This is a genomic window from Olsenella sp. DNF00959 (assembly GCF_001553055.1).
Classification (GTDB): Bacteria; Actinomycetota; Coriobacteriia; order Coriobacteriales; family Atopobiaceae; genus Olsenella_I; species Olsenella_I phocaeensis.
In genome coordinates, this window is the sequence record NZ_KQ960127.1 from 1,467 (window position 1) to 24,107 (window position 22,641).

Here is a 22,641-nt window from a genome sequence, read left to right on the forward strand (position 1 = left end):
TGGAGCAGTGTCGTTCTGACTGGTAATCCAACGGGGGCGTCAACTGCCGCCACGGCTTCGCGCCCTGGGTGCTCGGCATGGGCCACGCCTTCAGCGAGGACCCCGACGGGGACGCCGGATGGGACCGCGATGAGGTCTACCGGGACACCCAGCGGCAGAGGGCGCTCGAGGCGGACGTGCGCGCCGCCAAGAGGCAGGCCGCCAACGAGCACGCGAGTGACCTCGAGCGCGCGGCCGCGAAGGCGCGCATCTGGAAGGGCCAGCAGGAGATCCGCAAGCTCACCTCAGAGAGGCCGTGGATCAGGCGCGACGCGAGCCGCGAGAGGGTCCCGGAGCTCGCCGTGCAGCCGAGGGGCGCGAAGAACGCGCCGAGGGCCACCAGGCACGCCGCCGAGCGGATGGCCGAAAGGGGAATCACAGACGGACAGGTTAAAAGGGCAATCGCAAGTCCAATGCATACCTTCCCCGTTACGGTCGACTCGCAAGGCCGTAAGGCCCAGAAAATTGTTGGGAGCGATGTCACAGTAGTTATCAATCCAACGACCAGGGATATAATCACGGCATACCCGACGAACAAGAAGATGAGGAGGCGGTATGGCACTGACGAAGAGGCAGGAGCAGATTCTTGACACTCTCCGTATCCCCCATGACATATCGTCCCTCACAGATTCGCAGTGGCTGGATGCGGATGACAAGGTAACTGAGGAGTTGCAGCTCCGGGGCCTATCGGACGATGGCCTGAACGAGTATGGTCAAGACTGCGACGCAATTCTCTATGCCCTTTCGCAGGTTTAAAGCGAACGCTAGAGCTTTACTACCAGTTTTGGAGCAGTGTCGTTCTGACTGGTAATTCAACCGGGGTCCTTCGACGCCGGTTTTGGAGCAGTGTCGTTCTGACTGGTAATCCAACCCGACGACGGGACGTTCGACACGGTAGAGGTCTTAGACCCATAAAAAATGACATCCGTCACCCCGACTCCTAGCCTGGGTTGCAATGTCATCAACGAACTTATACCACACATCGAGCACATTCATACGGAGCGTGGCGGAACCGGCAGGCGCGCGTGCCCCAGGAGCACGTGGCCCATGGCCGTGCGGGTTCGAGTCCCGCAGCTCCGACCATGAGGCAAGCGCGCGCTGCCCGACCCGGGTGAGTCGCTAAACCGCCCTCGCCAGGAGACCGGCCCCCGCCGCACGGCGTGGGCTTCCCATGCCCCCCCGCACGGGGAGGGGGATCGTTGGCCCGCACGAGCCAGATTGGAGCCGAACGTGGCAGACGAGCAGGAAGAGATCGAGCGGGCGGACGAGGGGGAGACCCCGAAGCCCCGCACCGACTGGAAGGCGTAGTCGCGCAAGTGGGAGGGTCCTCCCCGTACGCGTGGGGATGGCCCCGACTTCATGGAGAGTACGAACGCAGCAAAGAATAGGAGGCGGTGCCGCATGTGCTCAGAGGACCCATCCAGCGCCCCGATGGCCTACTTCTCACACGACGCAAACAGCGCCGGCGACATAAAGTGCCGCCGTCTCATAAGGGTTCTCGGCTACGAGGGCTACGAGCGCTGGTGGCGGGTCTGCGAGCTCATGGCGTCTGCGACGGGACACTGCCTTCCGGTGTCCGAGAGGATAGACGCCGAGATACTGTCCGACGAGCTCCGCTTCGATGGCACCAAGGCGCTCATGTCCTACCTGGAAAGCCTGGCGGACTTCGAGCTCATATCCTCCGACGAGCTTTCGCAGGGTCGTGTCGCGTCCGAGAAGATGATGCGCAACGCCGAGAGGTTCGGGCAGAACCGCAGGAACGGACGCCTCGGCGGAAGGCCCAAGAAGGAATGACCTCCGCCATCGCAAAAAACGTGCCCCCGAGCTACGGAAATCCGTGGCCGGGGGCTTTTTTGTGCGCGTAGCGTGTGGAACCGCCACCGAGAACTTTTCCCAAATCCGTGGCAGGATTGTGGCAGCTTTCGTGGCAGCAAACGAAAAAGGTCAGGGGACAAGCCCCTGACCTGCGAAAACATGGAGCCAGCTATCGGACTCGAACCGATGGCCCCCGCTTTACGAGGACTATCATCTGGGTTTTGCAAATGCGGATATTGCGGCTGCTCCCCGCGCGTGCGGAGATGCTCCTGTAGCACTGCATCTGCTTGTCGTTGGCGAGCGTGTAGGGCGTGTGGGAGAGCGTCGTGCTGCGCTCGGCGGCGAAGCGGCCGCACCGTCAACGTCGCGGTGACCTCCTTCGGAGTTCTGGCTGCGCTCCTCGAAGAGGGCAGGGGGTTCTATGTTTTCATGGCATTAGTCCGCAGAAGTCAGAGTCGGTTGCGGGGCTAGCCTCTCTTGCGTTCCATGTCCTCGCGTATGAGCTGCTTTATGTATCCCGCCTTGTTGGGCTGCTCGTTGAGCCACTCCCAGAGGTTGGCCTCGGCAGGGTAGAAGCGGACAGCTGTCTGCTTTACCTTCTCTTTGTGATACTTCTCGCTTGCCCTCTTTTGGGCTTCCGAGACTGCCATCAGCCCCTGTCCTTCCTGAAGAATACAATAACGAGGTTTGAGAGAAGCGATGCGATGAACATCGTAATAAACAACTTGATGTAGTGCATGAGTGACCTCGCAGCTTCGTAGTGGCAACGCTTGTGTGAAAGTTGCCTCCATTATGGAGCGTTGCTGCCGGTTGTTGGTCGGAGGTACCTCACTTCGCGACGCGAGCGGGCGGTTGGGTCGGAGCCTCGGCTTCGTTCGACGCGTGCGCGATACGTAATGGGCGAAGTGGGTGGTTTCTCTCCCGAAAAAGAGATCGAAATCACTCACTTCTCGCTTGCGGCGACGGGTGGACCACTCACTTCGCGACTCTCGTGGCTGTGACATGCCGTGGCGGCAGATGAACCGCCCACATCGCGCCTCCCGCGGCGACGCCGCCGCTCTCCACGGCGACGCCCCACTCCCCAGGCGACACCGCCACAAGAAAGGGGCGCCGCCCGCACGAGCGACGCCCCGAGCCATGTCCCGTGTCCTTCTCACCTACGCCATGCTGGCGAAGATCGAGGCGAAGGCGATGATCACGCCCATGACGGACTCTCCGCCCAGCAGTCCGGATGCCACCACGAGGCCGCTCTCCTGTGCCTTCTCGGCCGCCTCCTGGCGTTCCGCCTCGCCGAGGCCCGCGTTCCTGCGTGCGCTGACCTGCTCGTAGACGATGCGCGCCACGGCACCCAGCGCGGCGGTGACGCTCATATAGAAGGGCAGGTAGACGCCCAGTCCAAGCATCATCGCGGGAAGTCGGGCGAAATAGAGCGCAAGCCCTCCCGCAAGTCCCAGCACGAAGGCCGGTACGCTGGGGATGCCCGACACCATCGTGGCTACGACGGAGGCCTGGGCGCTCACGAACTCCTTGTCCGGCCCGAAGACGTCCGGACCGTAGGCGCTCACCAGGGCGACCATGACGCCCGCCGCGACGAGCGCCCCCAGGACGCCGCCGATGGCCTGGCCCAGCCACTGGGCGCGGGGGTCGGTGCCCAGGACGTGCCCTGCCTTGAAGTCGTTCATCACATCGCCTGCCAGGCCGCAGGCCACGGCCACGACGCCGGCGATGAAGAAGAGCTGCACCTCCTGCAGGCGTGCGAAGGCCGAGACCAGCAGGAGCACGATGAGCCCGAAGATCTCCATGGGGTCGATGCCCGTCTGGCCGCAGGACTGGGCGCTCATGATGGTGGTGACGAAGGTCAGCAGCACCACCGCGACGGCCGGGATGGGGCCGAGCTGCAGCCCGAAGCAGACGAGCACGGCAATCGCCGCGGTGGCGAGCCCCAGGATGCCCGCGTCGAGGCGGAGGTTGCCGCTCACGAGCGAGGTCGTCGCGGCCACGTCCTCGCCCTGCGCGTCGCCGGAGCCCAGGCCGCGGACGACGCCGGCCATCTGGGGCAGGATGTCCTTGACCACCACGGCCACGCCCGATCCCATCATGAGGCCCATGCCCAGGCTCTTCACGATGCCCTGGGCGCTGGCGACGTCCCAGAGCCCGGCGGCGCTGCCGGCCACGACGATGCCGAAGTTGGCCACGACCCCGCCCAGGAGCCACCAGGCCACGGCCACGCCGCCGATGAGGAAGCCGACGGAGAGCATCATGGGCGAGTTGTAGATGCCAAAGGCCACGCCGGGAATGGGCAGTTGCAGCAGCATGGCGGGCAGGAGATGCAGCCCGTCGCGCAGCAGGGCGTAGGTCCCGGCGATGCCCATCGAGCTGAAGAGCTGCCTGCCGGTGCGCCCGCCCGCCTCGGTGGCCCTGAGCGTCTGCGCCGCGGCGTTGCCGGTGGGGAACTCGAGGTTCGCGTCCACGATGAAGTGCCGGTGGATGAGGGCCGTGCAAACGAGGCCCAGGCCCGTGCCAGCAAGCGCCACCAGGAAGATCTGGACCCAGCCGATCTGGCTCGCGAGCCCCAGCATCCACGCGCCAGGTATGGTGAAGGCGAGGCCGCCGGCCACCATCGCGCCCGCCGACATGATGGTGTGGGTGACGTTGGCCTCGTTGAGGCTGGCGTTTCCGAGCAGCTTGAGGAAGAAGAGCGAGATGACGGCCGCGAAGATGATGGGCCAGGGGAGCGCCCCCAGGCGCAGCGCCGTGTAGACGGAGGAGGCGGTGATGATCGCGCAGCCCACGCAGCCGATGATCGCTCCGCGCAGGGTGAGCTGGCCACGCCACGAGGCGCGGCTGGTGCCGTTGTCCATATGCAGTCCCTTCAGGATATCCGCTCCCCCTGTGCCGACGCGCCGGTGCGCGGGCGAGGAGTCGGGTTGCTACGGGCGCCTGCGGGGCCGGACGAGCGCCACAGACTTGCTAGAGTGTAGCGCATGGGTCACGAGCTAGGGAGATGGTCTGATGGGTCAGCGCGGGGAAGGCGGGACGGGGGTCGTCTCGCTTGCCGTGGACGTGGGCAACACGACGAGCTCCTTCGGGCTCTTTGCCGCGTCAGCAGGGGAGACGGACGAGCCCTTGGGAACCTGCGAGCTCACCACCCCGCAAAGTCTCACGGTGGACGAAGCCTGCCTGCAGCTCGGCTCCGTGCTGGAGCTTCTGGGCGGGGGAGAGGGGCTTTGCGGGGGCGTTGCCGCCGGAGCGCTCGTGGGGGGTGCGACCGCCGGCGGTGGCGTGGGTGGGGCTGTCGCTATGCCGTGTGCCGGTGAGGCTGCCGCCCGGACGCGCGTCGCGTCGATCCTCTCCTGCGTGGTTCCCTCTCTGAGCGACGTCTGGGCCCAGGCCTTGGAACGCAGCCTGGGCGTGCGCCCCCTGGTGGTGGGGCCGGGCCTTCGCACGGGGATGTGCATGGCCTACCGTGACCCCGCCGAGGTGGGGCCCGACCGCATCGCCGATGCCCTCGCGGCGCGTCAGAGCCACGGCTCGCCCGTCGTGGTGGTTGACTTTGGCACGACGATGAACGTCGAGGTCGTGGACGCGTCCGGCGCCTTTGCGGGCGGCGTGATCGCCCCTGGTCTGGCCTTGGGCGCGCGTGCCCTGAAGCAGGCGGCGGCGCGTCTTCCCCAGGTGGAGCTGGAGGTTCCGAGCTCCGTCATAGGCCGCTCCACGCGCGAGGCCATGCAGGCGGGAATCGTGCTGGGGGAGGTCGCTCGTGTCGAGGGGCTGGTCGGCCGCGTGATGGGCGAGCTGGGCTGCGAGCCTCCGGTGGTGCTCACGGGCACCCGCGCGGAGGACATGGCGCGCCTTTTGGGAGAGGGGCCGCTGTCCGGGCTTCTGAGCTGCGACCAGACGCTCACGCTGCGGGGGCTGCACCAGCTGCTTCTGGGCCAGGCGCAGAGGCGCGCGCGTAGGTAGGGGCTGCCGCGTGGCATGCGGCTCCTCTCGCCCCAGGGCGGCTCGCCCGACCGGATCGTACAAAGAGTTGTATGTGGTTTTTCTCGCCCGATGGGGTGTATTACAAGGTTAGAAAACACATAAGAGCAGGTAGAAGGCTTGCCGAGAAATACGATTGTAAGCGAAGGCCACACACAAATTTTGAAATCACCCAAAGTGCGACGCCGACCTGGAAACCGACGACAGCGGGCGGGCGTCACGTCATGCGACCTGCGCAATCGCCGCCGTCTGCGTAGCGGATACCCTCGCCCTCGCACTGGGCACGGCGAGGCACCGGCGCGTCTAGCTGCGGCGCTGGTAGCGCTGCATGAGGTAGGTCTCGGCCCAGATGATGGCAAAGAGCGCGACCGCGAGCACCAGGCGCTGCTGGTCCTCGAGCTGCGGCAGGGCCAAGAAGGCGATGACCGCGGCGACGGCCGCCAGGGCCAGGAGGACGATGAGCCAGGTCAGCGGCTCGCGCGGGTCCAGGCTAGTCAGGGGGTTGAGGAAGGTGGGCCTGCCGAGGTCAGAGATTCTCATGCGCTACTCCATGGTGTGCGTTGCGAAGACGGGGTCGTCCTGCCACGGTACGACCTCGCCTGCGGCGAGCGAGGCGGGGACGTCGATGATTCGCTGGTTGGACGACCCGCGGAAGCGCAGGGTGATGTCGTATAGGTCCTGGACGAAGGGACCATCCACCAGCACGTCGAGGCAGGCGAGGATGCGGTCGGTGTGCTCCGTGTGCTGGGATCCGCCGGGGCGCAGCTGCTCCCAGCTGTGGCCGCTGTACATCCAGATGCCCTTGTCAGGGCGCTCGCGGCGCACGCGCTCGAGGAAGTCGACGAGGCCGGCTTGGTTCTCGGGCTCGGTGGGCTCGCCACCCAGGATGGAGAGCCCGTCCACGAAGTCGGGCTCGAGGCTGGCGATGATCTTGTCCTCCGTCGCGCGATCGAAGGTCTTTCCTGCGTTGAAGTCCCAGGCCTCCTCGTTGAAGCAGTGGGGGCAGTGCAGGCGGCAGCCCGAGACGAAGAGCGTGGTGCGCACGCCCGTGCCGTTGGCGATGTCGAAGTACTTGATGGTCGCGTAGTTCATGGGGCTCCCTCGGTCGCGGTGCACCCAGTATAGGCGCTGCACGGCTGGGGCTGGCCTGGCGGCGCCGCTTGCGCGCGCAGACCGCGCATGGTTTGCGCGGGATTCGGAGAAGGGGCAAGCCGCGCATGGTTTGTGCAAGATTCGGAGAATGCGCAGTTCACGGGCGAGAGGCGCGCAGGCTACGGCTGCTTTGCGCACCACGCGAGCCGTGGGACTCCCATGTCGGAGGCTCCGGATGCCGCGGGTTGGCTCATGCGCCACGCGTGTTGCGGGACGTTCGGCACGGGATTCCGCGCAGCTCTCGCCTTGCCTGCCTTAAGAAAGTCTTTCGCGCTTGGACCCTGGCTCCTTAAGCTGCCCTACCCGTATAAACGCAGGTAGTTGGAACGTTGGCCTGCGGGTGGGGGAGGTCTGGATGTACGCGAGGGCAGGGGGCGCTGTCGTGCGCGAAGCTCGGGACGGCGATTGGCAGCTGGCACGCAGGGGCTCCACGTGCGGGATGTGGCGCCGGTGCCGGCAGGGCTTCGGGCGCGGGGCGTGGTGCGACCTGCGGAGGCGCCCCGCGCGCAGGACGTGGCGGCCCATGCTCAGGGACCTCGTGCTGGGAGACCCCGCGCTTGTGGAGCGGCTCGTCGCACGTGCGCTCCTTGCCGCCTTGGTCCCGTTGGCTCTCCTTGCCCTGGCGGCGTTCTGGCTTGCCTGGCAGGAGGGGGGCTGCTCCTTGGCGCGACCGCCCGAAGGGACCCCGGCAGAGCTCGTCGAGCTCTACGCCCGCAACCCCGAGGCGCGCCGCTTCGTCCTTGACTACGCGGCGAAGCACGAGCTCGTGCAGCCGGTCGACCTCTCGTCCTTGGTGGGGTCGCGGGAGGTGCCGCTGCTGCTCCAGTGGGACGAGCGCTGGGGCTACCAATGGTATGCCGGCCAGTACCTCGCCCTCTCTGGCTGCGGTCCCACCTGCCTGTCGATGGCGTACGTCTACCTGACGGGAGACCCTTCCTTCTCGCCGCGCGAGGCGGTGGAGTTTGCCACGGCGCACGGCTTCGCGTCGGGCGGACGGCAGCGAGTGGAGCCTCATACCCGAGGGAGGGAGCCTCCTGGGACTCGACGTGACGGAGCTCCCGCTGGACGAGGGTCGCGTGCGCGCCAACCTCGAGGCGGGAAACCCCGTCATCTGCGTCATGGGGCCAGGGGATTTCACGACCACGGGGCACTTCGTCGTCCTTGCGGGTATGGACGGGGACTCGATTGTGGTGCGCGACCCCAACAGCAGGTCCCGGTCCAAGATGCTCTGGAGCTACGAGCGGCTTGCAGGGCAGGTGCAGGCGCTGTGGGCCCTTCGGAACGCGTGACGCGGGGGGGTTGGGCGCAGGCCGTGCGTTGGGTGGCGTCCCGGCTCGCAGGTCATGCGTGGTTTGCGCGGGATTCGGAGAATGCGCAGGTCGCAAGCGAGAGGAGCGCAGTCTATGGCTGGATTGCGCGTCACGCACGCCATGCAGGCCACGTGCGCCATGCGTGCCGCAGGATGTCCGGAACGGGATTCCGCGCGCCCGCGCCTCTCTCGCCCCCCTGCCAGCCTTAAGAAAGTCTTCTGCGTTTGCGTCCTAGCCCCTTAACACCCTGCTCGCGTATAAAGGTTGCGGGGCACAGGGGCTCCCGCCGGACGGAAGGGCTCCGACCGCAGGAGGGCCCCACCGCCAGCGACGTATGAGGAAGGAACGACATGCAGCGCATCCTCCTGGTGGACGACGACCACGACATCGTCGGCGCTCTCAGGATCTACCTGAACGACCCCGGCTACGAGCTCCACGCTGCCTACGACGGCAGGCAGGCCGTGGCGGCGGTGAGGGCGGGCATCGAAGCGGGGGAGCCCATCGACCTCGTCCTCCTGGATGTGATGATGCCGGTCATGGACGGCTCCGAGGCCCTGGTGCAGATTCGCCGCCTCACCAACGCCCCCGTGATCATGCTCACCGCCAAGGGAGAGGACGCGGACAAGGTCCTGGGCCTCGACCTGGGGGCGGACGACTACGTGACCAAGCCCTTCGTTCCCGCCGAGCTGCTCGCCCGAGTGCGGAGCGCCCTCAGGCGCTACACGAGGCTGGGAGGCAGCTCCGACATGGCAGACGGCCCGGCGGGCTCCGACGCCCTCGTCCTGGGCGGCATCGAGCTGGACGACGCGGGCAAGCGCGTTACCGTGGACGGCGAGCCCGCGGCGCTGACGCCCAAGGAGTACGACATCTGCCGCTTCCTCATGGCCCGCCAGGGGCACGTGTACAGCCCGGCGCAGATTTACGAGGCGGTGTGGGGCGAGCCGGCCTGCGGCAGCGAGGGCACGGTGGCGGTCCACGTGCGCCACCTCAGGGAGAAGATCGAGATCGACCCCGCCAACCCACGCTACCTCAGGGTGGTCTGGGGACGCGGCTACATGATGGGAGGCCAGAGATGAGACGCAACGGCATCGAGTCGGCGAACGAGAACGCAGGCGCGATTTGGGTTTGGTCGGCGTGCGTGGTGGGGGCACTCTCGCTCGTCATTCTCATGCCGCTTCTGCACTACGTCTACCTGACGCTCAACGGATCCGGCTTCACGATGAACGGGGAGCTCGTCTTGCTGGTCACGCTCGACGCGGCGCTCGTGGCGGGTCTGCTTGTCTCGCGGCGTCGCTGGCACATGGAGGATGACATCCGCGTGGCATGGCTCCACCTCTGGCGCTGGGCGCTCGCCTTCTGTGGCATCGTGCTGGGGCTCGTCCTCGGCCTGGCCTCGGAGCTGACGCCCCTGGTGATCTTCGCCTACCTCGTCGCGCTCTCGCTCGCGTTCGTGATGCTCGGCGAGCGCCAGGCGCGCCTGGCGGAGCTGGGGGAGGTCGTCTCTCGCCTGGCGCAGGGCGACTTCGAGGCCCAGGTGGACGTGGGCCAGATGAGGGGGGACCTGGTCGAGATGTCCGAGCGGCTCAACCAGGTGGCTGGCGCCGCATCGGCGGCTGCGGAGGAGCGTGCGCGGGCGCTGCGAGAGGCCCTCGAGGCCGAGCAGGTCAAGACTCGTGCCGAGCGCATGCGCACCGAGCTCATCACCAACGTGAGCCACGACCTCAAGACGCCCCTGACCTCGGTGATCAACTATGCGGACCTGCTCGCGTCCGAGCTCGTCCTCGAGCCTGGCGAGCGAGACGAGCAGAAGCTGGCCGAGTGCGCCGACGTGCTGGGCAGGCAGTCCGCACGGCTCAAGAAGCTCATCGAGGACCTCATCGAGGCCTCCAAGGCACAGACGGGCAACGTCCAGGTCGACCTAGTCTCCATGGACGCGGGCGTGCTCCTCTCGCAGGCGCTCGGCGAGTGGGGCGAGAGGATCGAGGGTGCGGGGTTGGAGTTCGTGGACAGGCTGCCCGAGCTGCCCCTTGCGGTGAGGGCGGACGGGCGCCTGATGGGGCGCGTGCTGGACAACCTGCTGGGCAACGTGGCGAAGTACGGACAGCCAGGGACGCGCGTCTACGTCAGCCTCGCCCCAGGGGAGGGCGTCGCGCGCATGAGCCTCAAGAACGTGTCCGCCGCCCCGCTCGACGTGAGCGCCGAGGAGCTGCTGGAGCGCTTCGTGCGCGGTGACTCGTCGCGTACGACCGAGGGTTCGGGCCTGGGGCTCTCCATCGCGCAGAGCCTGATGGAACTCCAGGGCGGCAGCCTTTCTCTGGACGTGGACGCGGACCTCTTCAAGGTGGAGCTCACGCTACCGCTGGATGCGGGTGTCGCTGCCAGCATGGACGCGGACACGGATGATTCCAGGCAGTGCCCTTCCGAGGACGAGGCGACCACCGTGCTGTAGGCGCCGAGGTGCCGGATGGACCGGGAGGTGGGGTGGGAGCCCCTTGGCCCCTGCTCCCCCTCCCGTCTTGTTGGTCCGGCCTTGCCGGGTGCGTGTTGATCGGCCCTGTGGGTCGCCGTCAATCCACGTCGACTTACACCCATTTGTACTTGTGATGTGCCCTTGCGCAGGGTCCTCGTCACCACATGCGGCGTTGGGGGATGATGCCCATGAGCGTTACGGCATCGTCCTTCTCGTCGTATTCGTAGATCAGGTCGAAGGGTGGGAGAGAGCACTTTCTGGTCCCGTCTCCAAATTCGCGGCGGATGGAATCAGGAAGGTCGCTGCTGCCGCTCAGCGGGAACGACTCGACCATCCGCAGGATTTGCTCCAGGCGGCTTGCGAGCCTTGGCGTGTAGATGGTCTCTGCGTCATCAATGAACTGTTCCGCGAACAGAAGTCTAGCCATGCCGTGCGAGCCTCTTGTCGAGGGCATCAGAGAATGCCTCCATGCCTTCCACGTAGCGGCCTTCTTCTATGTCTGCCCTCCCGTTCCTCAGGCATGCACGAAGCCTCTCCTCGTATGCGGCTCCTTCCGCCGCCTCCTGCAGTCGCCGCTCGAAGATCTCCTCGCTCATGAGCACGAACGCTCCGTTGCCGTTCTCCGTGATGTGGACCACGTCATGAAGCGCGGCATCCTTGACCTCTCGCTGTCGGGTCTTGAGGGCGGCGGAGGAATAGATGGTTGTCATGCCCTCGCTCCTTTCCTTGGAATAGATACCATATACAGTACTATTTTAGATATCAAAAGAAAGCATCTTGTCTCTGCGCTGCAAAGGGCATCTGACTTGCGAAGTCCACGGTGAAGAAACTCGCGCCGTACCTGGAAGCTTCCAGGCACGGCGCGGGTTGCGAGCGCGCGATGTCATGCGGACTAAAACGTCCGCCCCGGCTGCCTACAGGTGCAGCACGCGGTCCTTGATCTCTTCCGTGCGACCCTGGTTCCAGAACTGCGTGCCGATGTAGCCGCAGGTGCGGCGGGCGACGTTCATCTTGGACTGGTCGCGGTTGTGGCAGTGGGGGCACTCCCACACCAGCTTGCCGTCGTCCTCGACGATCTGGATCTCTCCGTCGTAGCCACAGACCTGGCAGTAATCGCTCTTGGTGTTGAGCTCCGCGTACATGATGTTGTCGTAGATGAACTGCATCACGCGGATGACGGCCTCGAGGTTGTCCTGCATGTTGGGCACCTCGACGTAGCTGATGGCGCCGCCGGGCGAGAGGCGCTGAAACTGGCTCTCGAACTGCAGCTTGGTGAAGGCATCGATGTCCTCGCGCACGTTCACGTGGTAGGAGTTCGTGATGTAGCCGTGGTCCGTGATGCCCTTCACCTTGCCGAAGCGCTTCTGGAGGCACTTCGAGAACTTGTAGGTGGTGGACTCCAGGGGCGTGCCATAGAGGGAGTAGTCGATGTCCTCGGCTGCCTTCCACTCGGCGCACTTGTCGTTCATCCTCTGCATGACGGCCAGGCCGAAGTCGGTGCCCTCGGGGTCGGTGTGGCTGTGGCCGGTCATGGCCTTGACGCATTCGTAGAGGCCCGCGTAGCCCAGGCTGATGGTGGAGTAGCCGCCGTAGAGCAGCTTGTCGATGCTCTCGCCCTTGTCCAGGCGGGCCAGCGCGCCGTACTGCCAGAGGATGGGCGCGGCGTCAGAGAGCGTGCCGGCGAGGCGGTCGTGACGGCAGCGCAGAGCGGTGTGGCAGAGCTCGAGCCTCTCGTCGAAGATCTGCCAGAAGCATCCCTCGTCGCCCTGGGCCGAGAGAGCCACGTCGGGCAGGTTGATGGTCACGACGCCCTGGTTGAAACGGCCGTAGTACTTGGGTTTGCCAGGCTCCCAGTTCTTGGCGTGGGCGACGTTGTCGTAGCCGTTGCCCGTGCGGTCAGGGGTCAGGAAGCTGCGGCAGCCCATGCAGGTGTAGCAGTCGCCGTTGCCCTCGGTCTCTCCCTTGCTGAGCTTGTACTCGCGCATCTTCTTCTCGGAGATGTAGTCGGGCACCATGCGCTTGGCGGTGCACTTGGCGGCCAGCTTGGTGAGGTAGAAGTACTCACTGCCCTCGCGGACGTTGTCCTCCTCGAGCACGTAGATGAGCTTGGGGAAGGCAGGGGTGATCCACACGCCGGCCTCGTTGCGCACGCCCTGGTAGCGCTGGCGTAGCATCTCCTCGATGCAAAGCGCGAGGTCATGCTTCTCCTGCTCGTCCCTGGCCTCGTTGAGGTACATGAATACGGTGATGAAGGGCGCCTGGCCGTTGGTGGTCATGAGGGTCACGACCTGGTACTGGATGGTCTGGACGCCGCGCGCGACCTCCTCGCGCAGGCGCCTCTCGACCAGCTGGTCGATCTGCTCGGGCGTGGGGTGGGCGCCGATGGCCTCCATCTCGGCGAAGACCTGGCGGCGGATCTTCTTGCGGCTCACGTCCACGAAAGGCGCGAGGTGGGCGAGCGAGATGGACTGGCCGCCGTACTGGCAGGAGGCCACCTGGGCGATGATCTGCGTGGCGATGTTGCAGGCGGTCGAGAAGCTGTGGGGCTTCTCGATCATGGTGCCACTGATCACGGTGCCGTTCTGGAGCATGTCCTCGAGGTTCACGAGGTCGCAGTTGTGCATGTGCTGTGCGTAGTAGTCCGCGTCGTGGAAGTGGATGATGCCCTCGTTGTGGGCGTCCACGACCTCGCGGGGGAGCAGCTCGCGCATGGCGAGGTCCTTCGACACCTCGCCGGCCATGTAGTCGCGCTGGACGCTGACGACGGAGGGGTTCTTGTTGGAGTTCTCCTGCTTAACCTCCTCGTTGTTGCTCTCGATGAGCGAGAGGATCTTGTCGTCCGTCGTGTTCTTGTGGCGCTTCTGGTTCTGCACGTAGCGGTAGATGATGTACTTGCGGGCCACGGAGAACCTGTCGAGCGCCATGAGCTGGTCCTCGACGAGGTCCTGGACCTCCTCGACGGTCACGGTGTGGCCGGCCTGGCGGCAGGCGTCCTCGACGTTGAGGGAGGCGAAGCGCACCTCGCGGTCGGTGAGGCGCTCGTTGGCGGGCACCTCCGCATTGGCTGCCTTGATGGCGTTCTCGATCTTGCTGAGGTCGAACTGGACCTCGGAGCCGTTGCGCTTGATGATCTTCATTGCTTCCGCCTTCGTCATCGCTGGTTCGCAGCTGGTTGGGCACACCGCCGAGTTATTGGATGCGAGGACAAGACTACCACAACAACTTGGGGCATTTGATTTACTTTGCCACTAGATATTGTTGATAGTTGGTCGATAAGTCTGTTGATAACTGCCGAGCCCCAGCTCCCGCAATTGGTTCTGATAAAAACATTTAACTAAGGCGAGAGGGGCGTCTGATGAGTTTGTGTACGCCCCCCACCGCTCGCCGACGGCGGGCGGAAGCGCCATCCTTGGGGGAGAGGGGCGGGGTGCCAACACGGCTGGGGCCCAAACGGATTGCGTACCGTGCGTCCTGGGGGCCCAAACGGATTGCGCGTCGTGCATTTGCGCACATCCGCGCATTGTTCGGGCGCCGTCCGTCACACGTCGGCAAAGTTCGCGTGCAAGAATGCTGGCGCCGGGACGTCTCCGGCACCGTGACGGCAATGCGAGGGGAGAGGCGCATGCAGTTCTCTAAGAGGCTCGACCTGTTTGGCAGCGAGGTCTTCGCCACGCTCAACGCGCGTCGTCGCGCCCTCGAGGCGGAGGGCCGGGAGGTCTTCGACCTCTCCGTGGGGACGCCCGACTTCAGGCCGCCCCAGCACGTGGTCGACGCCCTCGTGAGGAGCGCCCAAGACCCGGACAGCTGGAAGTACAGTCTGCACGACAAGCCCGAGCTGACGCGGGCCGTCTGCGACTACTACCGCGACCGCTTCGGCGTGGCGGGCATCGAGCCCGACATGGTGATGAGCTGTCGCGGCACCCAGGAGGGCATGGGCCACGTCTGCGCCGCGCTCGCCGACCCTGGCGACCTGGCGCTCATCCCCGACCCCTGCTACCCCGTCTTCCAGGCGGGCACGCTCCTGGCCGGGGCCGAGCCCTGGTACTACCCGCTCACGGCCGAGCACGACTTTCTGCCCCACGTGGCGGACATCCCCGACGAGGTCGCCGACCGTGCCAAGTACATGGTGGTCTCGCTCCCCGCCAACCCCGTCGGCTCGGTGGGCACGCCCGAGGTCTACCGCGAGGTCATCGACTTCGCCCGCGCCCATGACATCGTCGTGATCCATGACAACGCCTACTCCGACATCGTCTTCGACGGCCCGGCGGGCGGCTGCTTCCTGCAGTACGAGGGCGCGCTCGACGTGGGCGTGGAGTTCCTCTCGCTCTCGAAGTCCTTCAACGTCACCGGGGCACGCCTGAGCTTCCTGGTGGGACGGCCCGACGTCGTGGCGGCGGCGCGCAAGCTCCGCAGCCAGGTCGACTTCGGCATGTTCTTCCCCGAGCAGGACGCGGCGATCGCCGCCCTCAGGGGACCCCGTGACCAGGTGGAGGAACAGCGCCTGCTTTACCAGCAGCGCAGGGACGCGCTCTGCGACGGTCTCGAGGCCATAGGCTGGGAGCGTCCCAACGCGCACGGCACGATGTTCGTCTGGGCGCGCCTGCCCCACGGCCGCGGCGACTCCGTGGCCTTCACCCTGGAGCTCATGGAGCGCTCCGGCGTCATCGTCTGCCCGGGTGCGAGCTTCGGCCCGGCGGGGGAGGGCTACGTGCGCTTCGCGCTGGTCATGCCCCCCGAGCGCATACGCCGGGCGGTTGGAGCTATCGCCTCCTCGGGGCTCTAGGCAGGGGAGAGGGGCTGGCGGCGCGCTTTGGTGCCCCTCTCCGTCATGTTTGCATAAAAGGGCGGAAAATTGCTCATATCGTGTCGTTCGTCGAGCGGTCTGGGCCGTTCGTGGCTTGCCCCCTACAATTTTTTGGCCGACTAACATACATGACCGGTCGGCCAAAGACGCTAGGAGCAACGCAAGATGCCACTTTGGAACACACCCGGCAGGGTCAAGGCCGCCTTCTTCGACGCAGACGGCACCCTGCTCTCGTTCAAGACCCACCAGGTTCCCGACTCCGCGCAGATCGCCCTCTCGGAGCTCCGGAAGGCCGGCGTGAAGTGCTTCCTCGCCACGGGCCGTCCCCCCTACCAGGTGGACGAGATCCCCATCGACAACCTGGAGGCCTTCATCCTCCTCAACGGCCAGATGATCGTCACTCGCGATGACGTCCTGCATGCCGAGGCCTTGGACCCCGCCGACGTCGCGACGGTGGTGCAGCAGGTCAGGGACGGCCTCTACGAATGCCTCTTCATGGAGCGCGGCCGCTGCTACGTGAGCGGGCACGATGACAAGGTGCGCGCCGTGGAGGAGGCCGCCGGGCTCAGCTTCGAGGAGGGGGACATCGAGCAGGCCCTCCACAATGAGATCTTCCAGCTCAACATCTTCCTGGCACCCGGCCAGACCGACGTGGTGACCAACGCCACCAGCAACATGCGCCTCACCCGCTGGTCGCCGCACTTCGTGGACGCCTTCCCCCGCCACGGCGGCAAGGCGCGCGCGGTGCGCCGCCTGCTCGACGAGTACGGCATCGCTCCCGACGAGGCGATCTGCTTCGGCGACGGCGGCAACGACCTCGAGATGTTTGGCGTGGTGGGCACCTCGATCGCCATGGGCAACGCCAACGACGACGTTCGCGAGCAGGCCGACTATGTCACCGACGACGTGGACGAGGGCGGCATCTACAATGCCTGCTTCAGGCTGGGACTCGTGACCGAGGCGTAAGGGCACGGTTTCGGCTCCCCTCCGGGAGTGCGCCCGATACTTCTGAGGCGATTGCCCTAGAGCGTTTCTCGCATCGCGGTTCTTCGCGCGGGCGTTGGTGGTCGTGCGCGCGAGAACCTGCAACTCCCTCCGTCGTTGAGCGACGGGAAGCCCATGGAGGGCCTCCCTCGGGCCATCTGAGCCTGTGGTGCCTCGGGTCCAGCACGGACGGCTGCTGCGCAGTCGTGCCATAGGGGCGTCGACTTCCTGCCCTGGTGGTTATCCCCCCCGTACGAGCCCGTCAAGGTCGCGTGCGGGGGGTCTAGCTTCTCCACTTGGTTCGCTTTCATCTAGTTGACGCCCCAACGGCGTGCCAGCTGGTTGCTGAGCTCCGTGAACCCTAGTGGTTCGAGGACGGCTGCAACCTTTTCGTTTCCGTCTATTCCATCCTTAAGACGGTGGACGAGACTCGCGATGTACTCATTGAACTCGGCATCCGTGAGAAACCACTCAAGGTGCCAGACCATGCGCCCGTAGTTGATCTGCTTTCGGCCGCCTACCACGGCGCAGTACAACCGCTCATCATGGGCACATATGTTGCGGAACTTGACGAGGGCCTCGAGTGCCACTCTGACCTTATCGACACTGAGGTACCCGAGGTTACTGCCGACCCTGTTCGTCGACTGGACGATCATCTTGCAGACCGACGCCTTCTCATCAGGTTTCATCAGGTTGAAGAAGTGCTCGATGTTTCCGAAGGTGAGGCCATTGCTCAGGACCCATAGGGGCACGTCGCCATATTCGTCGCGGTAGTGCTTGATGAACTCGGCGTTGCTATTCCGTCGCGTCTTTGACAGGATGCTCACGAGGCCCGATATCTCGTCCGCGTAGCGGGCTGCGTTCATCCCGGCCCGTGCGTATTCGTCGCGCGTGCAGTAACAGTCCTGGAGGAGATAGGCATCTCGGTCCCGGTGGACGTCGGAGAAGCAGTATGCCACAGCCGTCTTGGCGGTCGACTCGGCCCGGATGAGGTAGTGGAACGTCAGCTCCCTCAGGGACCTGTCGAACTCGAACAGGGCATACATGTCGGAGAACTTTGCGTCGCGGACGTACCTGTCGTCGCTTGCGCGTGCTGTCGCGCCGCGATCGATGAACGGGTCCTTGTAGCCGTTCACGACCGAGTAGTACCCTTCCCTCCGCAAAATCGTTGGGGGTCTCGGAGTCCGTCTCCATGCCTCGCTTCTCCAGAAGTTCGACCTGCTGCCGTATCGTCAGGAACGGTTTTCCCATTGCTCCTCCAACAAGAGAAAGGCGGCCACCCGTATGGGCAGCCGCCTTCTCGGACGTGGGCCCCGTGGGGTCACCACATCAATACCGCTGTCATTACTATACCCGTGCAAAGTTCCGGCAGTGCAAAAATCCACTTTAATTTTTCCGAGTGAGCAAACCCTTGAGCTCGAACGTCGCCTCCTTGCAAGCCATGCCCTAGACCTTCCGTCTGGGATGAGGCCATCCCATGCCACTCTTGTCGCAGCTGGGAACCAGCGCCCCCATGCGCTTGACGTCCCTATAGCTCGAGACACGCTGCGCCGCTGGCATCGAGCCGGCGGTGCAGCTCCTCCATGATGGGGATCCCCGCCGAGCAGCCGATCCTGCGGGCACCGGCTGCCACCAGCGCGAGGAAGGAGTCGGCGTCGCGGATGCCACCCGCCGCCTTGACCTTGACCCTCTCGCCCACGTTGGCCACCATCAGTCGCACGTCCTCCACGGTGGCGCCGCCGCTGCCGAAGCCGGTCGAGGTCTTCACGAAGTCGGGCCCCACCTCTCGCGCGATTTGGCAGAGCGCGAGTTTCTCCTCCAGGCCCAGGTAGCAGTTCTCGAAGATGACCTTGCAGAGGACGCCCGCCTCGTGGCAGGTGGTGACCATCTGCCGCATCTCGTCGGCGACGTAGTCCCACCTGCCCTCTTTGACCTGGGTGAGGTTGACCACGTAGTCTATCTCGCTCGCCCCGGAGGCCAGGGCGTCCTTGGTCTCGAAGACCTTCGCCGCGACGGAGACCTGGCCCAGGGGGAACCCGATCGCCGCTCCTACCCGCACGTCGGTGCCCGCGAGGGCTGAGGCGCAGAGGGCGGACTGCACGGGGTTCACGGCGACCATGGCGAAGTGGTACCTCCTCGCCTCGTCGCAGAGGCGCAGGATGTCCGCTTCGCGGGCGTCTGCGTGGAGGTTGGTGTGGTCCACGAGGCGGCAGAGCTCGTCCAGGGTGTAGCGTGTCATGCGTCTCTCCCTTGTTTCGTCTTGCCGCGCCCGCGGGTGCGGCCCACTTCCACGAGTATGCTCGCAGCAGGGTCAAGGCGAGAGGGGAAGAGATGCGAGCGGACGAGTTCGAGGGGCTGCTGAGGCAGGCGAGGAGCATCCGGAGGTTCGACGGGTCGAGGCCCGTGGGCAGGGAGGGGCTCCTGGGGCTGGTTGCCGCGGCGCGGCTGGCTCCCACCGCAAACAACTCCCAGACGCTGCGCTTCCGCCTGGTGTTCGAGCCGGAGGAGGTCGCGGCGACCTTTGCGACCCATCGCTGGGCGGCCGCCATCAAGGACTGGGACGGTCCTGAGCCGGGCGAGAGGCCCACGGCATACCTCGCCGTCTGTGCGCCGTCAGAGATGGCGGAGCTCCCCATCCGCAACGTCGACGCAGGCATAGCCGCCGAGGCGATCGCGCTCGCCGCGAGCGCCCGCGGCCTGGGAGCCTGCATGATAAAGAGCTATGGTCCCGAGCTCGACCAGGTCCTGGGCCTGGGAGAGAGGGGCCTGGCGTGCCTGCTGCTCGTCGCGGTGGGCTGGCCTGCCGAGGAGGTGCGCCTCGAGGATGCCGATGGGGTCGGCGGACTTGCCTATTGGCATGACGAGGAACGAGTCAACCACGTGCCCAAGCTCTCCGTGGAGGAGCTCTTGGCCTAGGGGTGACCACCGTCGCCGGCGCGTAGCCAAAGGGGCGGGGGCGACCGCTCGCGTGGCCGTCCCCGCCTGCGCCTTGCTTGGTGGCCCGCTCCTAGCCTTCTGCGGCCTCGTTCTCCACCGCCGCGTCCCTTAGGTCGATGACCTGGTCAAATGTGAGGCCCGAGCCTTCGACCTGCTCCTGGGGGCCAAAGACGCAGAGGCTGCGCCTCTCCTCAAGCCCATCCAGGCACGTTGCCATGGAGCGCAGGGTCTCCTGCGTGGTTCCCAGGACCTGCCCGCGCAGCTCCGCGCGCCAGCCCTCGGGGCGGCCCGAGAGGTCCAGGCCGTCCTGCCTGCGGGCGAGCTGGCGGGGCTTCACCGGGTTGTCGTGCGCGGCGACGCAGGACACGACGTAGCCTTCGAGCTCGGTCCGGCTGGCGTCCCAGGAGCGCAGCCAGTCGGCGCTGCTCTCGTAGCGGGCGATGCTGGGGGTGACGGCGGGGTCGCGGTAGGACCAGAACTGCGGGAGCCCGCTGGTGGTGCGGCGGAAGCCGACGCCGTAGGCGCCACCCTTCACGCGCACCTCGTTCCAGAGGTAGCCGAAGCTCAGCGCGCGCGAGGCGACGGCCCAGTTGCCGGGGCCGAAGGCGTCGGCAGCCGAGGGGGCGGCCCCCTCTCCCACGTAGCTCACGTTGGAGGCGATGAGGAAGGCCTCGTCCTGGGCCTTGGGCGCGGGGAGCTCGAGCCTGTGTGCCGCCGCGTCCCCTGCGGGGGAGAGACCCAGGCTGCCGCCCGCCGCCCAGAACGCGTCCAGGTCCGCGCGAGGTCCGGTGAAGCTCACCAGCACCTCGTCGGAGCTGAAGACGCGCCGCGCGACGTCTGCGAGCCGCGCGCAGAGCTCGTCCTTGCGCTCGTCCCAGCTGGCGAGGAGCTCCCTCAGGAAGAGGTAGAGGCCCACGCCACCCAGCGCGTCAGCCGCCGTGGCGGAGCGCGAGTAGTGGGTGGAGAGACGCGCCATCGCGGCGGCGTGCCCGTTGTTCTGGAAGTACTGGGAGAGCGCGATGCGCCTCTGCTGGAGGATGGCCAGGATGCGCTCCTGGTCGTCGAAGAGGGTGGAGCCCCACACCTCGGCGGGGATGGTCGCGGCGTCGGCGACGCGCTCCGAGAGCGAGCTCACCCCCACGACCAGGTAGGGCCTGGCCTCGTCGAGGCTGCCCTGCCACGCGTAGGAGTCGCAGAAGAAGTCCAGGCTGCCCAGCCTGCCCTCCACCAGCGTGTCGAGCTCGGCGGCACTGTGCTCGCGGGTGCCCAGGCGCCCCAGGAGCTCGGCCAGGACGCTCGCGTAGGGAAGTTCGTCCGCCGTCAGGCGGCGCAGGTCGAAGTAGTGGTAGACGTAGTCGATCCGATGCGTGGGGATGCCGTGCCAGACGCAGGGGAGAGGTGCCTCGACGCGCTCCTCGCGTGGCTCGGCGGGGGCCTCGGCGATGTCCGCGACGCCCAGGCGCGGGAGGCGCGCCACGTCGGCCGGGTCGTCCGGCGCCTCCTGCTCGCGCCTCAGGGCCTCGAGCTCGGACGCGACTGCGGCATAGGCCTCGTCATCCATGCCCGCGCGCAGCTCCGCAAGCCGTGCCGCCTCGTCGGCCGCGGCACCGTCCTCCACGGGCACGAGCTCCACCTCGGCGTTGTGCGCGCTGTGGCAGACCAGCTCGTCCAGGAGCCGCTCGAAGTAGCCGTCGGCGAGCCCCTCTCGCATGGAGTCTATGCAGTCCTGGAAGCGCAGGTAGTCCACCGGGCGTCCGTCGTCGTAGAGCCAGCTCGACATCGCCTGCATGGAGAGGGCCACTCCGTCGGCGTAGTAGCCCCAGTCGCCCTCGCGCAGGTTGAACTCCGCCTGGGCGAGCGACGCCTCGAGGCGCTCCCTGCCGATGCCGTCCCGCACGAGCCTGGCGCAGGTCCCCTCCACGAGCTCGCGGAGCGCCGGCCCGGAGTCGGGCCTGGTTCCCTTGGCGTGGAAGGCGACCTGAGGCTGGAGCTCTCCGTCCACCAGGATGCCCTGGAACTCGTCCGCGAGCCCGCTCTGGAGCACCGCGCGCTTGAGCGGCGCCTCGTTGGAGCCACAGAGGGCGTCGAGCAGGACGTCCGCCGCGAGCACGCGCTCGCGCTGGCCTGCCGTGCCGATGACGTACGAGAGGCCCACGGCGGCGTTGCCGGGGGCGGTGGCCATGCGCGCCTTGGCCAGGGCGGGGCGCACGGGCTCCTGCGGCTCGAGCGGGTTGGGGGCGCCGGCGTGGCGGTCCTCGGCGCCGTCGAAGCGCTCGGCGATGAAGGCCAGCTCGCGCTCGATGTCCAGGTCGCCGTAGAGCACGGTGTAGCTGTTGGGCAGGGTGTAGTGGCGGGCGTGGGAGTCCAGGAACTCCTCGTAGCTCAGGTCGGGGATGGAGGAGGGGTCGCCGCCGGAGTCGAAGCGGTAGGCGTTGGTGGGGAAGAGCTGGCGGTCGAGGGCCTGGAAGAGGACGTCGTCGGGGTCCGAGGTGGCACCCCTCATCTCGTTGTAGACGACGCCGTTGTAGGCGAGGCCGTCGTCCTCCGTGGGCTCGAGGTGCCAGCCCTCCTGCTCGAAGATGCGCCTGCGCCTCCAGATGGAGGGGTGCAGGACGGCGTCGAGGTAGACGCCCATGAGGTTCTCGAGGTCGGCCACGTTGGTGGAGGCCACCGGGTACATGGTCTTGTCGGGGAAGGTGATGGCGTTGAGGAAGGTCTGCATGGAGCTCTTGATCAGGTTGACGAAGGGCTCCTTGACGGGGTAGCGGTCGCTGCCGCAGAGCACGGAGTGCTCGAGGATGTGGAAGACGCCCGTGTCGTCCTTGGGTGGGGTCTTGAAGGCGATGGAGAAGGACTTGTTGTCGTCCGGGACGGCGAGCCACATCAGGCGCGCGCCGCTCGCGTCGTGGCGCATGACGTAGGCGGTGCCCCCCAGCTCCTCCAGGGGCTCGACCGAACGGACGGTGAACCCGGCGTGCCGCGTGCCGGGCGCGAGGCTGGGGTCGGGCGTGGTGAAGGGAACTCCGCTCTTGCTTGCTGGCATCTTCTCTCCCTCGTTGCCGCGGTCTCGGCCGCGGGCGTCTGTGGACCGCATAGACTTCCGATGTGCTTAACTTACCCCGCCCGCCGCGTTGTAAGCTCAGCAGGCA

General features: G+C 66.4%; 19 protein-coding genes, 1 tRNA gene and 1 pseudogene. 11 read left to right on the forward strand and 10 right to left on the reverse strand.

What is annotated here, in order from left to right; genetic code table 11:
- Nucleotides 1–47: 47 nt before the first annotated feature.
- The 4 genes and pseudogenes from HMPREF1868_RS10120 to HMPREF1868_RS03660 form a co-directional block, all read left to right on the forward strand.
- Nucleotides 48–269 (forward strand): annotated as a pseudogene (locus HMPREF1868_RS10120) (phage minor capsid protein); the annotation flags it as partial.
- A gap of 72 nt (nucleotides 270–341) precedes the next feature.
- On the forward strand, nucleotides 342–629 hold the full coding sequence (locus HMPREF1868_RS10125; RefSeq protein ID WP_072500486.1) for a DUF4258 domain-containing protein: 288 nt from the start codon (nucleotides 342–344) through the stop codon (nucleotides 627–629).
- A 407-nt stretch (nucleotides 630–1,036) separates the two neighbouring features.
- Nucleotides 1,037–1,122 (forward strand) — tRNA-Leu (locus tag HMPREF1868_RS03655).
- Nucleotides 1,123–1,440: 318 nt separating this feature from the next.
- Nucleotides 1,441–1,833, forward strand: coding sequence for a Lin1244/Lin1753 domain-containing protein (locus HMPREF1868_RS03660; RefSeq protein WP_062530553.1), 393 nt, complete (start codon nucleotides 1,441–1,443; stop codon nucleotides 1,831–1,833).
- Nucleotides 1,834–2,321: 488 nt separating this feature from the next.
- Here the strand turns inward: HMPREF1868_RS03660 and HMPREF1868_RS03665 are convergent, their stop codons facing one another.
- Together HMPREF1868_RS03665 and HMPREF1868_RS03670 are read right to left on the reverse strand one after the other, a co-directional pair.
- A complete protein-coding gene (locus tag HMPREF1868_RS03665) occupies nucleotides 2,322–2,504 on the reverse strand; it encodes a hypothetical protein (RefSeq protein WP_062530554.1) in 183 nt (60 codons plus the stop codon).
- A gap of 507 nt (nucleotides 2,505–3,011) precedes the next feature.
- Entirely contained in the window at nucleotides 3,012–4,715 is a 1,704-nt protein-coding gene (locus HMPREF1868_RS03670; RefSeq protein WP_062530555.1) for an OPT/YSL family transporter, read from the reverse strand.
- Nucleotides 4,716–4,866: 151 nt separating this feature from the next.
- Between HMPREF1868_RS03670 and HMPREF1868_RS03675 the strand changes: the two genes are divergently transcribed.
- Nucleotides 4,867–5,817 carry a type III pantothenate kinase gene (locus tag HMPREF1868_RS03675; protein WP_062530557.1) on the forward strand — a complete coding sequence of 317 codons (951 nt, stop codon included), beginning with the start codon at nucleotides 4,867–4,869 and terminating at the stop codon, nucleotides 5,815–5,817.
- Nucleotides 5,818–6,138: 321 nt separating this feature from the next.
- Here HMPREF1868_RS03675 and HMPREF1868_RS03680 read toward each other — a convergent pair whose 3' ends face one another.
- A complete protein-coding gene (locus HMPREF1868_RS03680; protein WP_062530559.1) occupies nucleotides 6,139–6,375 on the reverse strand; it encodes a hypothetical protein in 237 nt (78 codons plus the stop codon).
- A 3-nt stretch (nucleotides 6,376–6,378) separates the two neighbouring features.
- Nucleotides 6,379–6,927 carry an anaerobic ribonucleoside-triphosphate reductase activating protein gene (nrdG, locus tag HMPREF1868_RS03685; RefSeq protein WP_062530561.1) on the reverse strand — a complete coding sequence of 183 codons (549 nt, stop codon included), beginning with the start codon at nucleotides 6,925–6,927 and terminating at the stop codon, nucleotides 6,379–6,381.
- Between the two features lie 1,022 nt (nucleotides 6,928–7,949).
- Between nrdG and HMPREF1868_RS03690 the strand changes: the two genes are divergently transcribed.
- From HMPREF1868_RS03690 to HMPREF1868_RS03700, 3 genes are all read left to right on the forward strand, one after another.
- Nucleotides 7,950–8,276: a C39 family peptidase gene (locus tag HMPREF1868_RS03690; RefSeq protein WP_062530563.1), complete on the forward strand. Its 327-nt coding sequence runs from the start codon at nucleotides 7,950–7,952 to the stop codon at nucleotides 8,274–8,276.
- A 371-nt stretch (nucleotides 8,277–8,647) separates the two neighbouring features.
- Entirely contained in the window at nucleotides 8,648–9,373 is a 726-nt protein-coding gene (locus HMPREF1868_RS03695; RefSeq protein WP_062530564.1) for a response regulator transcription factor, read from the forward strand.
- Nucleotides 9,370–10,746: a histidine kinase dimerization/phospho-acceptor domain-containing protein gene (locus HMPREF1868_RS03700; RefSeq protein WP_062530569.1), complete on the forward strand. Its 1,377-nt coding sequence runs from the start codon at nucleotides 9,370–9,372 to the stop codon at nucleotides 10,744–10,746. Before HMPREF1868_RS03695 ends, HMPREF1868_RS03700 begins: the two co-directional genes overlap by 4 nt.
- Before the next feature lie 178 nt (nucleotides 10,747–10,924).
- Here the strand turns inward: HMPREF1868_RS03700 and HMPREF1868_RS03705 are convergent, their stop codons facing one another.
- From HMPREF1868_RS03705 to nrdD, 3 genes are all read right to left on the reverse strand, one after another.
- Entirely contained in the window at nucleotides 10,925–11,194 is a 270-nt protein-coding gene (locus HMPREF1868_RS03705; protein ID WP_062530571.1) for a type II toxin-antitoxin system RelE/ParE family toxin, read from the reverse strand.
- The gene (locus HMPREF1868_RS03710; protein WP_009278703.1) at nucleotides 11,187–11,477 is read right to left on the reverse strand and encodes a hypothetical protein; all 291 of its coding nucleotides are present in this window, start codon (nucleotides 11,475–11,477) and stop codon (nucleotides 11,187–11,189) included. The genes HMPREF1868_RS03705 and HMPREF1868_RS03710 overlap by 8 nt, the downstream gene beginning before the upstream one ends.
- Before the next feature lie 204 nt (nucleotides 11,478–11,681).
- Nucleotides 11,682–13,904: an anaerobic ribonucleoside-triphosphate reductase gene (gene nrdD, locus HMPREF1868_RS03715; protein ID WP_062530573.1), complete on the reverse strand. Its 2,223-nt coding sequence runs from the start codon at nucleotides 13,902–13,904 to the stop codon at nucleotides 11,682–11,684.
- 485 nt (nucleotides 13,905–14,389) lie between these two features.
- Here nrdD and HMPREF1868_RS03720 point away from each other — a divergent pair, with 485 nt between their 5' ends.
- Nucleotides 14,390–15,550 carry a pyridoxal phosphate-dependent aminotransferase gene (locus tag HMPREF1868_RS03720; RefSeq protein ID WP_062530574.1) on the forward strand — a complete coding sequence of 387 codons (1,161 nt, stop codon included), beginning with the start codon at nucleotides 14,390–14,392 and terminating at the stop codon, nucleotides 15,548–15,550.
- Between the two features lie 186 nt (nucleotides 15,551–15,736).
- Nucleotides 15,737–16,537, forward strand: a complete 801-nt coding sequence (locus HMPREF1868_RS03725; protein WP_009278706.1) for a Cof-type HAD-IIB family hydrolase — start codon at nucleotides 15,737–15,739, stop codon at nucleotides 16,535–16,537.
- 329 nt (nucleotides 16,538–16,866) lie between these two features.
- Here HMPREF1868_RS03725 and HMPREF1868_RS03730 read toward each other — a convergent pair whose 3' ends face one another.
- The gene (locus HMPREF1868_RS03730) at nucleotides 16,867–17,718 is read right to left on the reverse strand and encodes an Abi family protein (protein WP_255353936.1); all 852 of its coding nucleotides are present in this window, start codon (nucleotides 17,716–17,718) and stop codon (nucleotides 16,867–16,869) included.
- A 365-nt stretch (nucleotides 17,719–18,083) separates the two neighbouring features.
- Nucleotides 18,084–18,794, reverse strand: a complete 711-nt coding sequence (gene deoC / locus HMPREF1868_RS03735) for a deoxyribose-phosphate aldolase (RefSeq protein WP_062530578.1) — start codon at nucleotides 18,792–18,794, stop codon at nucleotides 18,084–18,086.
- A 92-nt stretch (nucleotides 18,795–18,886) separates the two neighbouring features.
- On the opposite strand from deoC, the gene HMPREF1868_RS03740 reads away from it, so the two are divergent.
- Nucleotides 18,887–19,471 (forward strand): nitroreductase family protein, encoded by a 585-nt coding sequence (locus HMPREF1868_RS03740; protein ID WP_009278710.1) that lies wholly within the window; start codon nucleotides 18,887–18,889, stop codon nucleotides 19,469–19,471.
- A gap of 91 nt (nucleotides 19,472–19,562) precedes the next feature.
- Here the strand turns inward: HMPREF1868_RS03740 and HMPREF1868_RS03745 are convergent, their stop codons facing one another.
- Nucleotides 19,563–22,535 carry an insulinase family protein gene (locus HMPREF1868_RS03745; RefSeq protein ID WP_062530580.1) on the reverse strand — a complete coding sequence of 991 codons (2,973 nt, stop codon included), beginning with the start codon at nucleotides 22,533–22,535 and terminating at the stop codon, nucleotides 19,563–19,565.
- Between the last annotated feature and the right edge of the window lie 106 nt (nucleotides 22,536–22,641).